This window comes from Pseudomonas sp. SR18, from assembly GCF_023701505.1.
GTDB classification, from domain to species: Bacteria; Pseudomonadota; Gammaproteobacteria; order Pseudomonadales; family Pseudomonadaceae; genus Aquipseudomonas; species Aquipseudomonas cyclaminis.
The window spans coordinates 265616-280493 of sequence record NZ_JAMQAU010000001.1; the positions used below are offsets into that span (position 1 = coordinate 265616).

At 62.3% G+C, this 14878-nt stretch carries 14 protein-coding genes; 10 read left to right on the forward strand and 4 right to left on the reverse strand.

What is annotated here, in order from left to right:
* Positions 1–11 precede the first annotated feature (11 nt).
* The 6 genes from ocd (at position 12) to NDJ82_RS01295 (ending at position 4953) form a co-directional block, all read left to right on the forward strand.
* Positions 12–1058, forward strand: coding sequence for an ornithine cyclodeaminase (ocd, locus tag NDJ82_RS01270; RefSeq protein WP_099586604.1), 1047 nt, complete (start codon positions 12–14; stop codon positions 1056–1058).
* Between the two features lie 258 nt (positions 1059–1316).
* Positions 1317–2096, forward strand: a complete 780-nt coding sequence (locus NDJ82_RS01275) for an ABC transporter substrate-binding protein (RefSeq protein ID WP_099586603.1) — start codon at positions 1317–1319, stop codon at positions 2094–2096.
* Positions 2097–2204: 108 nt separating this feature from the next.
* Positions 2205–2906 carry an ABC transporter permease gene (locus tag NDJ82_RS01280; RefSeq protein WP_112196037.1) on the forward strand — a complete coding sequence of 234 codons (702 nt, stop codon included), beginning with the start codon at positions 2205–2207 and terminating at the stop codon, positions 2904–2906.
* The gene (locus NDJ82_RS01285) at positions 2903–3616 is read left to right on the forward strand and encodes an ABC transporter permease (protein ID WP_250924803.1); all 714 of its coding nucleotides are present in this window, start codon (positions 2903–2905) and stop codon (positions 3614–3616) included. Before NDJ82_RS01280 ends, NDJ82_RS01285 begins: the two co-directional genes overlap by 4 nt.
* Positions 3617–3619: 3 nt before the next feature.
* Entirely contained in the window at positions 3620–4450 is an 831-nt protein-coding gene (locus NDJ82_RS01290; protein ID WP_244653863.1) for an ABC transporter ATP-binding protein, read from the forward strand.
* 5 nt (positions 4451–4455) lie between these two features.
* Positions 4456–4953 (forward strand): Lrp/AsnC family transcriptional regulator, encoded by a 498-nt coding sequence (locus NDJ82_RS01295; RefSeq protein WP_099586600.1) that lies wholly within the window; start codon positions 4456–4458, stop codon positions 4951–4953.
* A gap of 181 nt (positions 4954–5134) precedes the next feature.
* Here NDJ82_RS01295 and NDJ82_RS01300 read toward each other — a convergent pair whose 3' ends face one another.
* From NDJ82_RS01300 to NDJ82_RS01315, 4 genes are all read right to left on the reverse strand, one after another.
* Positions 5135–5968: a TIGR03915 family putative DNA repair protein gene (locus tag NDJ82_RS01300; protein WP_112196038.1), complete on the reverse strand. Its 834-nt coding sequence runs from the start codon at positions 5966–5968 to the stop codon at positions 5135–5137.
* Positions 5965–7185: a putative DNA modification/repair radical SAM protein gene (locus NDJ82_RS01305; protein WP_099586598.1), complete on the reverse strand. Its 1221-nt coding sequence runs from the start codon at positions 7183–7185 to the stop codon at positions 5965–5967. The genes NDJ82_RS01300 and NDJ82_RS01305 overlap by 4 nt, the downstream gene beginning before the upstream one ends.
* Before the next feature lie 66 nt (positions 7186–7251).
* A complete protein-coding gene (locus NDJ82_RS01310; RefSeq protein WP_099586597.1) occupies positions 7252–8589 on the reverse strand; it encodes a lysine N(6)-hydroxylase/L-ornithine N(5)-oxygenase family protein in 1338 nt (445 codons plus the stop codon).
* A 119-nt stretch (positions 8590–8708) separates the two neighbouring features.
* Positions 8709–9191, reverse strand: coding sequence for a sigma-70 family RNA polymerase sigma factor (locus NDJ82_RS01315; RefSeq protein WP_099586596.1), 483 nt, complete (start codon positions 9189–9191; stop codon positions 8709–8711).
* 261 nt (positions 9192–9452) lie between these two features.
* On the opposite strand from NDJ82_RS01315, the gene NDJ82_RS01320 reads away from it, so the two are divergent.
* The 4 genes from NDJ82_RS01320 to NDJ82_RS01335 all read left to right on the forward strand — a co-directional run bounded on the left by NDJ82_RS01320 (position 9453) and on the right by NDJ82_RS01335 (position 14853).
* Positions 9453–10622 (forward strand): efflux RND transporter periplasmic adaptor subunit, encoded by a 1170-nt coding sequence (locus tag NDJ82_RS01320; RefSeq protein ID WP_099586595.1) that lies wholly within the window; start codon positions 9453–9455, stop codon positions 10620–10622.
* A gap of 1 nt (position 10623) precedes the next feature.
* Positions 10624–12594 carry a MacB family efflux pump subunit gene (locus NDJ82_RS01325; RefSeq protein WP_112196975.1) on the forward strand — a complete coding sequence of 657 codons (1971 nt, stop codon included), beginning with the start codon at positions 10624–10626 and terminating at the stop codon, positions 12592–12594.
* Positions 12587–14002 (forward strand): efflux transporter outer membrane subunit, encoded by a 1416-nt coding sequence (locus NDJ82_RS01330; protein ID WP_250924804.1) that lies wholly within the window; start codon positions 12587–12589, stop codon positions 14000–14002. The genes NDJ82_RS01325 and NDJ82_RS01330 overlap by 8 nt, the downstream gene beginning before the upstream one ends.
* 104 nt (positions 14003–14106) lie before the next feature.
* Positions 14107–14853 (forward strand): alpha/beta fold hydrolase, encoded by a 747-nt coding sequence (locus NDJ82_RS01335; protein ID WP_191946413.1) that lies wholly within the window; start codon positions 14107–14109, stop codon positions 14851–14853.
* Positions 14854–14878 lie beyond the last annotated feature (25 nt).

Sequence of the window (14878 nt, forward strand, 5' to 3'; positions counted from 1 at the left end):
GGAGTCTTGCCATGACCCGCTATATCGACGTCAACGACCTCAGCTACCTGGTCTCGCAAAAAGGCCTGCAAACCTGCATCACCGAGATGGCCGAATACATCCGCGCCGACTACCTGCGCTGGCAGGATTTCGAAAAATGCGCACGCCTGGCCAACCACTCGCCGGACGGTGTGATCGAGCTGATGCCGGTGTCCGACGCGTCGCTGTACGCCTTCAAATACGTCAACGGCCACCCGAAGAACACCCTGGCGGGGATGCTCACCGTCATGGCGTTCGGAGCGTTGGGCGATGTGGACACCGGCAAGCCGGTGCTGCTGGCAGAAATGACCCTGACCACCGCCATCCGCACTGCCGCCACCTCGGCGCTGGTCGCACGCTACCTGGCGCGCGACAACAGCCGCAGCATGGCGCTGATCGGTAACGGCTCGCAAAGTGAATTCCAGGCCCTGGCCTTTCACGCCATGCTCGGCATCAACGAAATACGTCTGTTCGATATCGACGCCAAGGCCACTGCCAAGCTGGCAGCCAACCTCAAGGCCTTCCCGGCGATCAAGGTGATTCTGGCCGGCAGCGTGGCCGAAGCGGTCAAAGGTGCGGACATCGTCACCACCGTGACCGCCGACAAGGCCTACGCGACGATCCTCACGGACGAGATGATCGAGCCGGGCATGCACCTCAATGCCGTGGGCGGCGACTGCCCAGGCAAGACCGAACTGGACCGCCGTATCGTCGAGCGCGCCCGGGTGATCGTCGAGTACGAGCCGCAAAGCCGTATCGAAGGTGAGATCCAGCACATGCCGGAAGATTCGCCGGTGACCGAACTCTGGCAGGTGATCAACGGCCAGCAACCGGGCCGCGAGAACGCGCGCCAGATCACGCTGTTCGACTCGGTGGGCTTTGCCATCGAAGACTACTCGGCCCTGCGCTATGTGCTGGACGTGGCCAAGGCGCTGGATGTAGGCAGCGAGTTGGAATTGGTGCCGGACCTCGCCGACCCGAAAGACCTGTTTGCGCGCCTGGCCCAACAGCCACGCGCACAGCATAAAAAGCGCGCCTGAGACCGCTCTGGCCTGCCGCTTTGCGCCTAGGGCAGGCCCTATTTACAGCGTTGAAAAGCCGATTCAGCGGGTCCGACAGCCGATTCCGCTGCATTGCGCTTTTTTACAGCGCAATTTGCGCTTTGCGCACCGGGTAAACGACACAAAAAACGCACCACCATGAAGCATTCTGAGCCCGACCAGAGAGTCACCGAATGAATGCAGCTGCACCTCTTTTTTACTGCCCTGACATCAATTACAAAATATAGGGACTACACCATGACTCCATTGCGATCACTGTTCGCTGCGTTGCTGTTGCCACTGTGCGCCACCGCCGCCCACGCCCAGGATTGGAAAGAAATCCGCTTCGGCGTGTTCCCCGAATACCCACCCTTCGAATCCGTGGCCGCTGACGGCAGCCTGCAAGGTTTTGATATCGAATTGGGCAACGCCATCTGCGCCAAGCTCGACGTGAAATGCACGTGGGTGCACAACGAATTCGACGGCATGATCCCGGCCCTGCGCGCACGCAAGTTCGACGCCATCATGTCTTCCATGGCCGTGACCCCGGCCCGTGAGAAAGTCATCGATTTCAGCGACCGCCTGTTCCTCAGCCCCACGTCGGTGATCACCCGTAAAAGCGCCGACTTCGGCGACACGCCCGAATCGTTGAAAGGCAAGCAGGTCGGCGTGTTGCAAGGCTCGTTGCAGGAAGCCTATGCCCGTGCGCACCTGGCCAAGCTCGGGGCACAGGTCAAGGCCTACCAGTCCCAGGAACAGAACTACGCCGACCTGCAAAACGGTCGCCTCGATGCCACCCTGACCGACAAACTCGAAGCCCAGCTCAACTTCCTGTCCAAGCCCGAAGGCGCCGACTTCAAGACCGGCCCGGCCTTCAAGGACCCGACCTTGCCGCTGGACATTGCCATGGGCCTGCGCAAGAACGACCAGGAATTGCGCGCGCTGATCAACAAGGGCATCGCCGCCGTCCAGGCCGATGGCACCTACGCGCAGATCCAGAAAAAATACTTCGGCGATCAAGACATCTACCACGAGTGAGCCAACGCCGAGCCCCTGTGGTAGAGGACTTATGTGGGAGGGGGCTTGCGCCCTCCCCCACAAGCCGGGCCCGCAGGGGAATATCTGCGCCTTTAGAGATTTCTCCCCATGAACGACCTCCTCAACCTGCAAGGCTACGGCCCCATGCTGGCCCAGGGTGCCTGGATGACGCTCAAACTGGCGTTCCTCGCGCTGGCCCTGAGCCTCACCCTCGGCCTGCTTGCCGCCGGCGCCAAGCTGTCCCGCGCCAACTGGCTGCGGGTGCCGGCCACGCTGTACACCACGCTGATCCGCAGCGTGCCGGACCTGGTGCTGATCCTGCTGATTTTCTACAGCCTGCAACTGTGGCTCAACGACCTGACCGAAAGCTTTGGCTGGGCCTATTTTGAAATCGACCCGTTTACCGCCGGGGTGATTACCCTTGGGTTTATCTACGGCGCGTATTTCACCGAAAACTTCCGTGGCGCGATCCTCAGTGTGCCGGTCGGCCAACTGGAAGCCGCTACTGCCTATGGCCTGAGCCGCTGGCAGCGGTTTCACCTGGTGCTCTTCCCGCAGTTGATGCGCTTCGCCCTGCCGGGCCTGGGCAATAACTGGCTGGTGCTGCTCAAGTCCACGGCGCTGGTGTCGATCATCGGCCTGTCGGACCTGGTCAAGGCCGCGCAAAACGCTGGCAAGACCACCAACGAGCCGCTGTACTTCCTGATCCTCGCCGGCCTGGTCTACCTGGTGATCACCACCCTCTCCAACCGCATCTTCAAGCGCCTCGAACGGCGCTACAACCTCGGCATCAAGGGGATGGCGCGATGATCGAACTGTTCCAGCAATACGGCCTGGCCTACTTGTTCAGTGATGGCGCGGGCTTGTCCGGCGTGGCCATGACGCTTTGGCTGTTCATCATTTCGGTGGTGGTGGGTTTCGTTCTGTCGATTCCCCTGGCGTTGGCTAGGGTCTCGGAGCACTTCTGGCTGCGCTGGCCGGTGGAGGTCTACACCTACCTGTTTCGCGGCACGCCGCTGTATATCCAACTGCTGATTTGCTACACCGGGCTGTACAGCCTGGACGTGGTACAGGACAACGCACTGCTCAATCAGTTTTTCCGCAACGCGCTGAACTGCACTTTGCTGGCCTTTGTGCTGAACACCTGCGCCTACACCGTGGAAATTTTCGCCGGAGCCATCCGCAATATCCCCCACGGCGAGATCGAAGCCGCCCGCGCCTATGGCCTGCACGGCTGGCGCTTGAACCTGTTTGTGGTGGTGCCTGCCGCGTTGCGCCGTGCGTTGCCGGCCTACAGCAATGAAATGATCCTGATGCTGCACGCCACGTCGCTGGCGTTCACCGCCACCGTCGCCGATATCCTCAAAGTGGCCCGCGACGCCAATGCCGAGACGTTCCTGACGTTCCAGGCCTTCGGCATCGCCGCGCTGCTGTACATGTTGCTGTCCTTTGCACTGGTGGGCCTGTTTCGACTGGCCGAACGTCGCTGGATGCGTTTTCTTGTTCTTACCCGAGGCTAACCCATGAATCAGTCCGCGCAGGCCCTGGCCACTTATCCTGTTGACGAACCCACTGCCAACACCGCAACCGCTGCGATCAAGCTGCAAGTTGAAGGCATTCATAAACGCTACGGCGAGCACGAAGTGCTCAAAGGGGTTTCGCTCAACGCCCGCCAAGGCGATGTAATCAGCCTGATTGGCGCCAGTGGTTCCGGCAAAAGTACGATGCTGCGTTGCATCAACTTTCTGGAACAGCCCGACGCCGGGGTGATCACCCTGGACGGCATCAGCATCGAAATGCAGCAAGGCCGCGCCGGCACCCGTGCGCCGCATCAAGCGCAATTGCAAAACCTGCGCACGCGCCTGGCCATGGTGTTCCAGCACTTCAACCTGTGGAGCCACATGACCGTGCTGGAAAACATCACCATGGCGCCCCGCCGGGTGTTGGGCGTCAGTGCGGCTGAAGCAGAAAAGCGCGCACGGATGTACCTGGACAAGGTCGGTCTGCCCGGCCGCGTCGCGGATCAATACCCGGCGTTCCTGTCCGGTGGCCAGCAACAGCGCGTGGCGATTGCGCGGGCGTTGGCGATGGAGCCGGAAATCATTCTGTTCGATGAGCCAACGTCCGCACTCGACCCTGAGCTTGTAGGAGAAGTCCTCAAAGTCATACAGACGTTGGCCGAGGAAGGTCGTACCATGCTGATGGTCACCCACGAGATGGGCTTTGCCCGCCAGGTGTCCAGCCAAGTGCTGTTCCTGCACCAGGGCCGGGTCGAGGAACACGGCGGCGCCGAGATCCTCGATCACCCCAAGAGCGAGCGCTTGCAGCAATTTCTTTCCAATCGTTTGAAGTGAAACCCATGGATACCAAGGCCAACGGACCCCATACCTCCCCCGCGCTGGACCGCATCGATGAAGCAATCATCGAAGTGCTGCGCCATCAGGGGCGCATCACCTACGAAAAGCTCTCGTCACTGGTGCACCTCACCCCCAGACCCTGCCTGGAGCGAGTGCGCAAGCTGGAGCGCCGTGGGGTGATCCGTGGGTATGGGGCGATCATCGATGTGCAGATGGTCTCGCCAGGGCTGTCGTTGCTGGTGCTCGTGGCCTTGTCCAACCAAAGCGGGCGCTCGGCGCAAAAGGCCTTCGAAGCCTGCGTCAAGGCCTGTCCCCAGGTGTTCGAATGCCAATTGATCAGCGGGCCGTTTGACTACAGCCTGCGCATGCGTTGCCGGGACATGGAGCATTACCGGGTGCTGACGGAGACCTGGTTGAACAATGATGAGTTGCACATCGATAAGTTGGTGGCGCACCCGGAGTTGGCAGTGGTTAAAAACACCGCGACCGAACTGACCTGACCCCACTCCCCCAAATACCCGAGGTCCCATGTGGGAGGGGGCTTGCCCCCGATGGCCATGGGTATCTACACAACTCTTGAAGGCTGATACATAACTCTGTGTTCAGCGCGCTCACCACAACAGCCCATTGGCCATAGATTCAGCATCCACTGGAAATTGTGTAGATACCCATTCCCCACTTTCAACCGTGCCTGCTCGAAATCCGTTTTCCCGGCTTAGTGCCAACCAACTTCGCCTGCCCATCCTTCTGTTTGCCCGTACGCGCCTCGCTGATCAACCCCGGTATCAACTTGCCCTCGGGCAAGTTCTTCCAGAACCGACTCGGCAAGTGCCCTTCCATCACCTTGGGGTTCAACCGCGCCGGATTGAAAATGTGGCTGTAGTAGGTCAGCCACATAGCGCTGTGCGGGTCTTCGACATTCTGCGCCAACTGCTGCCATGCCTCGGGGCACTCGCGCTGATGAATCAGCTGTTCACCGTCGTAATACACCCCATCCAGCGGGGTGGCGATCATCCACCGATGTCGCCCCATACGCCCGACAAAGTGCTGGCTGGCCGATTTCAAAATGTCGTGGGCCGGCTCATGCCAGGCCACATATTCCGGCAACTCAGGGCCCGCCTCTGCAGGCAACGCAATGAACCGCACAAACGCATGCAGGTGGTGGGCTTCACGGCTGACCTGCTTGATACGCCGCTGCAATTCGCTGCCCAGCTTGTCCCCCGCCAGCATCGCCGTGCGGTCGCCATGGCTGACGCGCCATAGCACTTCATACAGCAGGCTCCAGCGCTGGTCTCCGTGATAGCAGGCCGCCGACTCCAGCAGCTCGATCAGCGCCTTGGGAATGCGCGCCTGGTAAGGGCCGAGACCTTCAGGGATCGCTTCGTCAGTGGCGAACAGGTCCGCCACTTCGGCCTCGCCCCAGCTCACCTGGCTGGGGTCGACCTGATGGCTGAGCAGCCAGCGGGCTTGCTCGCGCCAGGTGCTGAACAGGTTGTCGCATTCCAGGCTGATCATCCCCACAACCCCATCTGTTGCGGTTGCGGGCGGTCACGCAGTTGTTCGCGCAGCAGCACGCTGGTGCTGTCGGCTTGCTGCGGGTGGTAGTCGCTGGTGATGAAAAACGGCTTGGCCTTGGCCAGCACACAGCGCATGCGCGCCAGGTCTTCGAAGCGGATCTTGCGTTCACGGCGCAGGTCCACCAGGCGTTGCGTGGTGCGCAGGCCGATGCCGGGGATGCGTGCGATCAGGGTCGGTTCGGCGCGATTGAGGTCGAGGGGAAACACCTCGCGATGCTCCAGGGCCCAGGCCAGCTTGGGGTCGATATCCAGCGCCAGATGGCCGGGGCCTTCAAATAATTCATTGGCACTGAAGCCGTAGCTGCGCAGCAGGAAATCCGCCTGGTACAAACGGTGCTCGCGCATCAAGGGCGGCGCGGCGAGGGGCACGCTTTTCGGGCTGTTGGGGATGGGGCTGAACGCCGAGTAATACACACGGCGCAGCTTGAAGTTGCCATACAGCGCCTCGGCGCCGTGAAGGATGGTGCTGTCATCGGTGTCGTCGGCGCCGACGATCATCTGCGTGCTCTGCCCGGCCGGGGCGAAACGTGGGGCGCGGGGTTCGTTGAGCACCGTCTGCTCGCCGGTGTAGATGGTCTGCATGGCCTGCTTGATCGTGACGATCTGTTTTTCCGGCGCCAGGGTGTTCAGGCTGGCCTCGGTGGGCAGTTCGATGTTCACGCTCAGCCGGTCGGCATAGCGCCCGGCCTCGGCGATAAGCGCCGGGTCGGCGTCGGGGATGGTCTTGAGGTGGATATAGCCGCGAAAGTCATGCTCTTCACGCAGCAGTTTCGCCACCCGCACCAGTTGCTCCATGGTGTAGTCGGACGAACGGATGATGCCGGAGCTGAGGAACAGCCCGCTGACGCAATTGCGCTTGTAGAAGTCCAGGGTCAGGGTGACCACCTCCTCCGGGCTGAAACGCGCGCGGGGCACGTCGCTGGAGCGGCGATTGACGCAGTATTGGCAGTCGTATAGACAGAAGTTGGTGAGCAGCACCTTGAGCAGCGACACGCAGCGGCCGTCGGGCGTATAGCTGTGGCAGATGCCCATGCCATCAGTGGAGCCCAGCCCAGCCTTGCCCTCCGAACTGCGCTTGGGCGCGCCACTGCTGGCGCACGAAGCGTCGTACTTGGCGGCGTCGGCGAGGATGCTGAGTTTTTCGATCAACTGCATGAAGGGCTACCGATACTGGTTTTTTGTACAGTATCAGGCGACCCTCCGGGTCACAAGTGCAGCCTGTCAGCTGGCAGTGGCCAGCAGCAGGTCCTTCACCGAACGCCCCTTGCCTCGGCTACGGTCGTTTTCGTACAACGATGCGGCAATTTCATCGGCACGAATCGGCAGAATCGACAGCAAGGTGTCGCTCAAACCATGGCTGGCCTGGCTGAAGCCCTGGATATAGATACCAGCCTTGCAGCGCTCGTCGGTGACGATGCGGTAGTCGCGGGCCACTTCGAAATCGCCCATATACGCTTCCAGAGGTGCCAGCAGTTCGCGGTGCATCTGGCGCTCGTAGCCGGTGGCCAGCACCACGGCGTCGTAATGATTGACGGTGATGTCACCGGTGGCAGAGTTGCGCAGGGTCAATTCGATACCCAGCGGACCGGCCAGCGCTTTTTCCACCACGGTCATGGTGCGGAAGGCGTGACGCGCGATGCCGGAGACTTTCTGGCGGTAGAGAATTCCGTAGATACGCTCGATCAGGTCCAGGTCCACCACCGAGTAATTGGTGTTCTGGTACTCGGCGACAAGACGCTCGCGCTCGGCCCCCACTTGTTGGAACACCAGGTCGGTAAAGGCCGGCGAGAACACCTCGTTGACGAACGGGCTGTCATCGGCGGGCTTGAGCGCCGAACCGCGCAGGATCATGTCGACCTGCACCGACGGGTAGCTGTCATTGAGGTCGATAAAGGCTTCGGCCGCGCTCTGGCCACCGCCGATGATCGCGATGCGCATCGCCTTGCTGTCCACACAGGGTTGTTGCGCCATGCGTGCCAGGTACTGGGAGTGATGGAATACGCGATGGTCGTCCCTGAGCCCCTTGAACGCCTCCGGCACCCGTGGCGTACCACCGGCGCTGACCACGACCGAGCGCGTGGTGCGCACATGCTGCTCGCCGTGGGCGTCGCGGGAAATCACGCGCAGTGCTTCAACCTGCTGCTGATGCAGGATCGGTTCGATCGCGAGCACTTCCTCGCCATAACGGCCCTGGCCCTGGAACTGCGCCGCGACCCAGCGCAGGTAGTCGTTGTACTCCATGCGGCACGGGTAAAAGGTGCCCAGGTTGATGAAGTCGACCAGGCGGTCGTGGGCCTTCAGGTAATTGACGAACGAGTAAGGGCTGGTGGGGTTGCGCAGGGTCACCAGGTCCTTGAGGAACGAAATCTGCAGTTCGCTCTGGGTTACCAGGGTATTGCCGTGCCAGCGGTAGTCGGCCTGCTTGTCGAGAAACAGCGCGTCCAGTTTGCCCTGGGTTTTCTCTCGTTCCTGCAGGGCGATGGCCAGCGCCAGGTTCGATGGGCCAAAACCGATACCGATAAGGTCGTGAACCGCGGGCGAAGCAATTGCCTGTGTCATTCCAGTGTCCTCTGGATAAGCCCCTTGGCGATGGGGCAGGAATACCTTCAAGACCTGTACAACAGGTCATGTGTTGATAGGAAACGAGGACAGTGAAATAAAATTTAACTGATCAGCGATCAGTGTGCTTCCCACTCGCGCATCCGCACCCGGCAGTGCTTCATGGCGTTGACGATATGTTTTTCCACAAGGGCGCGGGAAATACCGAGGCGCTCGGCAATCTGCAGGTGGGTCATGCCGTCGAGCTTGCGCAGCAGGAAGCTGTCGCGACAGGCTTTCGGCAACTCGGCCAGGGCACGCTCAAGCAGCTCCAGGCGCTGGTCCTGGTCGTGGCTGGCGTGGGGGGAACCGGGGGAAAAGCGTTCTTCGCTGTCGAGTATTTCCAGCGGTTCGTACTGGCGCAGCACATTGCGCCGATGGCCGTCGATCACCAGGTTCAGCGCGGTGCGGTACAAAAACGCGCGGGGCTGGTCGATGGGGACGGCGCTAGATCGTTCCAGTACCCGAACGTAAGCGTCATGCACCACATCTTCGGCCACCTGACGGTTGCCCAGCTTGGCGTTGAGGAAACACACCAGCTCGCGATAGTAGTTTTCCAACATGACTCCCGACCGCCGCAGAAGGGCGATATCCGTTCCTTGAGTACCTGAAAAATGACAACCCACTGCGTAATGGCAGTTTGGGTGCGTGCAATTTATAGTAATTCTCATCTACTTTTAAACAAGTCTTGCGCCATCGGTCGTTTTTTTTACCCGGCAGACGTGTTTCACGGTGTGTAACAGCCTAAATCCCCACGTGTTTCTCTCGTTTAACTGTCAGCTCTGCGCAACTGCGCTCCGAACTTTCCTGGCTGGAACCTAAGCATGAAACGCCCTCGACCTGCCCGACGCGCCCTGCTAGTTGTGGCGTGCCTGATTCCCGTCATCGCCGTCGCCGCCTGGCAGGTCCTGCCGCCCGGCCGTGACACCCTGACCACCGTCACCGTGACCCGCGGCAATATCGAAAACAGCGTGACGGCCCTGGGCACCTTGCAGCCGCGTCGTTACGTGGACGTGGGCGCCCAGGCGTCCGGGCAAATCCGCAAGATCCACGTTGAAGCCGGCGATCAGGTGCAGGAAGGCCAATTGCTGGTAGAGATCGATCCCTCGACGCAAAAAGCCAAGCTCGATGCCAGCCGCTACGCCATCGAAAACCTCAAGGCGCAGTTGCAGGAACAGAAGGCCCTGCACGAACTGGCGCGCCAGAAGTACCAGCGCCAGCAGCGCCTGGTCGCGGGCAACGCCACCCGCGAGGAAGATGTGCAAACCGCCAAGGCCGAACTGAGCGCCACCCAGGCCCGTGTCGATATGTTCCAGGCGCAGATCCTCCAGGCCCAGGCCAGCCTGCGCAGTGACGAAGCGGAGCTGGGCTATACACGCATCTACGCGCCGATGACCGGCACCGTGGTCGCCGTCGACGCACGGGTCGGCCAGACCCTCAATGCCCAGCAGCAGACGCCGTTGATCCTGCGCATCGCCAAGTTGTCGCCGATGACCGTGTGGGCCGAAGTCTCGGAGGCCGACATCGGCCACGTCAAACCCGGCATGACGGCCTACTTCACCACACTGAGCGGCGGCAACCGCCGCTGGGCCAGCACCGTGCGGCAGATCCTGCCGATCCCGCCCAAACCCTTGAACGAAACCCAGGGCAGCGGCAGTCCCAACAGCTCCAGCAAAAGCGGCACCGGCCGCGTGGTGCTGTACACCGTACTGCTGGATGTGGACAACGGCGACAACGCCTTGATGGCCGAAATGACCACCCAGGTGTTTTTTGTCGCAGGACAGGTCAAGGACGCCCTCACCGCGCCGGTTGCCGCCCTGCTGGGCACCAGCAACGCCGATAAGCAGATCGCCCGCGTGGTGATGGAGAACGGCCGCATCGAGGAACGCGAGGTGCAACTGGGCATCAGTGATCGTCTGCGGGTCCAGGTGCTCGGCGGCCTGAGCGAAGGCGACCACCTGTTGATCGGCCCGGCTGCTGGCAGTGGGGGTTGAGGTGACCACGCCCCTGATCGAACTCAAGAACATCCGCAAGTCCTACGGCGGTGGCGACAGCCCGCAGGTGGACGTGTTGCGCGGCATCGACCTGTCGATCCATGCTGGGGAATTCGTCGCCATCGTCGGCGCTTCCGGCTCCGGCAAGTCCACGCTGATGAACATCCTCGGCTGCCTCGATCGCCCCACGGTGGGGGACTACCTGTTCGCCGGGGAAAACGTCGCTCACCTGGACAGTGACGAACTGGCCTGGCTGCGCCGCGAAGCCTTTGGTTTTGTGTTTCAGGGCTATCACTTGATCCCCTCGGGTTCGGCCCAGGAGAACGTCGAGATGCCGGCGATCTACGCCGGTATCAGCGCGGCCGAGCGCCACGCGCGAGCCAACGCGCTGCTGACCCGCCTGGGCCTGGCCGAGCGTACCGGCAACCGTCCCCATCAACTGTCCGGCGGCCAGCAGCAGCGGGTGTCCATCGCCCGCGCGCTGATGAACGGCGGCCACATCATTCTCGCCGACGAACCCACTGGCGCCCTCGACAGCCATAGCGGCGCCGAGGTGATGACCCTGCTGGACGAGCTGGCCAGCCAGGGCCACGTGGTGATCCTGATCACCCACGACCGCGAAGTCGCAGCACGGGCCAACCGCATCATCGAGATCCGTGATGGCCTGATCATCAGCGACTCGGCCGACGACAATGCTACCGCCCCGCCCGCCGCCAACGGCGCCCTGCAAGCCGTGGACCTGCGTCAACGCCTGATCGACGGCGCCGAGCATAACGGCGCGTGGAGAGCCGAAGTGCTGGACGCTGTGCAAGCCGCCTGGCGCGTGATGTGGATAAACCGTTTCCGCACCGCACTGACCTTGCTGGGGATCATCATCGGCGTGGCATCCGTGGTGGTGATGCTCGCCGTCGGCGAAGGCAGCAAGCGCCAGGTCATGGCGCAGATGGGCGCGTTCGGTTCCAACATTCTCTATCTGAGCGGCGCGTCGCCCAACCCACGCGCGCCACTGGGCGTGGTCACCCTCAATGACGTCCAGGCACTGGCCGCGCTGCCGCAGGTCAAGCGCATCATGCCGGTCAATGGCAGCAAGGCGGGTGTGCGCTATGGCAACGTCGATTACATGGCGTATGTGGGCGGCAACGACACCAATTTTCCGGACATTTTCAACTGGCCGGTGGTCGAGGGCAGTTACTTCACCACCGCCGACGAGCGCAGCGGGGCCACGGTCGCCGTGATCGGCCACCGTATCCGCGAAAAGCTGTTCAAGGGCCAGGTCAATCCGATCGGGCAATACATCTTGATCGAGAACGTACCGTTCCAGGTGATCGGCGTGCTGGCGGAAAAAGGCGCCGCCTCCGGCGACAAGGACAGTGACGACCGCATCGCCATCCCCTACACCGCCGCCAGCGTGCGTTTGTTTGGCAGCTACGACCCCGAATACGTGGTGATCGCCGCCGCCGACGCGGGCAGGGTCCACGACGCCGAAGTGGCCATCGACCAACTGATGCAGAAGCTGCACAACGGCACACACGACTACGAGTTGACCAACAACGCCGCAATGATCCAGGCCGAGGCCCGGACCCAGAACACCCTGTCGCTGATGCTTGGCTCGATTGCGGCGATTTCCTTGCTGGTGGGCGGCATCGGCGTGATGAACATCATGCTGATGACCGTGCGCGAGCGCACCCGTGAAATCGGCATCCGCATGGCCACCGGTGCACGCCAACGCGACATCCTGCGCCAGTTCCTGACCGAGGCGGTGATGCTTTCGGTGGTCGGCGGTCTGTGCGGCATTGCCCTGGCGCTGCTGGTGGGCGGCGTATTGGTGCTGGCCAAGGTGGCGGTGCAATTTTCCCTGGTGGCGGTGCTGGGCGCATTTGGTTGCGCGCTGGTCACCGGCGTCGTATTCGGCTTTATGCCGGCCCGTAAAGCTGCCCGGCTCGATCCGGTTAAGGCATTGACCAGTGAATAAACGATCCATCCCCTCGCAGCTGTCCCTGCTCAGCCTGTGCCTGCTGCTCAATGCCTGCGCCGGCGATCCGCCCTCGGTGGACAGCGGCATTGCGCCACCGGCCGCCTGGCAATTCGCCGAGCGCGACGCGGCCCAGGCCACCAACCAGCGCTGGTGGACGCAATTCGGCAGCCCGCAGTTGAACCGGCTGGTCGAGCAGGCCCGGCGTGACAGCGTCGACGTGGCCGCCGCCATGGCCCGCGTGCGCCAGGCCCAGGCCAGCGCGGTGATCGCCGGGGCGCCGCTGTTGCCCGAGGTGAAGTTCGACCTCACCACCAGCCATCAGAAATTGCTGCACGGCCAGGGCGGGCCGGACCTGGACGCTTCGCCGAGCGATGACGCGGTGGACAATTTCGGCGCCAGCCTGGCGGCCAGTTACGAAGTGGATTTCTGGGGTGGACGTGCTGCCGCCCGCGACAGCGCGCTGCAAGGGCTGCGGGCCAGCGAATTCGACCAGGCCACCGTGGAACTGACCTTGCTCAGCAACGTGGCCGACCGCTACGCGCAAACCCTGGCCGCGCGCCAGCGCCAGCAGATCGCCGAGCTGAACCTGGCCAATGCCCGCAACGTGCTCGACCTGGTGCAGACCCGCTACGACGCCGGCTCCGCCACGGCGCTGGAACTGGCCCAACAGAAAAGCCTGGTCGCCAGCCAGCGGCGCCAATTGCCCTTGATTCAGCAACTGGCCGAAGACGCCCAGATCACCCTCGCGGCGCTTCTCGGCCAGCCGGTGCAAAACCTGGACCTGGGTGCAGAGCCCTTCCAGGCCATGACGTGGCCAACCATCGACGCCGGCATGCCCAGCCAGTTGCTCAGCCGCCGACCCGATATTGCCAAGGCCGAGGCCGAGCTGGCAGCCGCGCAGGCGAATGTCACCGTGGCCCGAGCGGCCATGCTGCCAGCCCTGACCCTCGGCGCCACACTGGGCTCCGACGCCTACAAGGCCGTGGACATCCTGCGCAGCCCCTACTACACGCTGACGGCCGGCCTGGTGGGGCCGATCTTCAACAACGGCCGTTTAAGCGCCGAGCGCGACAAGGCCCGAGCACGCCAGGATGAGCTGCTGTACGCCTACCGCGGTGCGATCATCAACGGTTTTGCCGATGTGGAAAAAACCCTCAGCAGCATCACGCGGCTGGACCAGCAGCGTCATTGGCAAACGGATGAATTGCAACAGGCCCAGGCTGCCTTCCAGATCGCCGAAAGCCGCTACCAGGCCGGCGCCGAGGACTTGCTCACGGTGCTCGAAACCCAACGCACGCTGTACGCTGCCCAGGACCTGAACGTGCAACTGCGCCTGGCGCGCCTGCAGGCCAGCATTGCGTTGTACAAGGCACTGGGTGGCGGTTGGAAAACCGATATCCGATAAACAAAACTCCAGTTTCCTACGCAACCCACGTTCTTCCCCTACATTCCTCGAACCAAGGTCCTTGGTAAAAAAGCCGTTATCACACGGCTGCCCAGGACCTCTTGATGACGATTGCAAAACACCTCGCGTGTGGCTGTCTGTGCTTGATGGTAAACATTGGCCATACCGCATCACTGATCCAACCCACCGCCATCGATTGGCTGCTGGACTGCCCCCTCCCCACCCTCGAACGGCTGGACCCCAACGTGGTGTCACGCACCCAGTGCGGCGTCGTGACCGTACCGCGCAACTACGCCGCGCCTCGGCAAGGCACCCTGCGCCTGCACCTGACCCGCGTCGGCGCCCGCGAGCCGTTGAGCCGCGAGGGAGTGGTGTTCACCCAGGCCGGCGATACCGCGCCCAACAACCAGGGCACCTTCGTGATTCACCTGGCCACCCGCTGGGAATCCTATGCCACACAAGCGTATCGCAAGCTGGTCAACCGTTATGACGTCATCGAGCTCAGCCCTCGTGACCTCAGCCAACAGAACGGCGTAGAACACGCCGCACGGGACATGGAGTTCGTACGTGCCCAACTGGGGGACGCACAACTGCTCTATCTGGGTAACGCCGATGGCACGCGGTTGGGCAGCCGTTACAGTGCGCTGTATCCAGAGCGTGTCGCACGCATGGTGCTGCTCAACGCTGAACACAGCACGACAGCTGCATCCCAGGTCGAACAACTGCGCCTCAAGGATCCCGCAAGACCGGACGCCGGCGGCTGCATCAACCGCTGGGTGGGCGACTTCCTGGCGTATGGCAGACAGCCGCCACGGTCAACTCGCTGTCTTGACCCAGACGGTTGGGAGTAGCGCGCCGATGGAGTCGCCTGCCAAT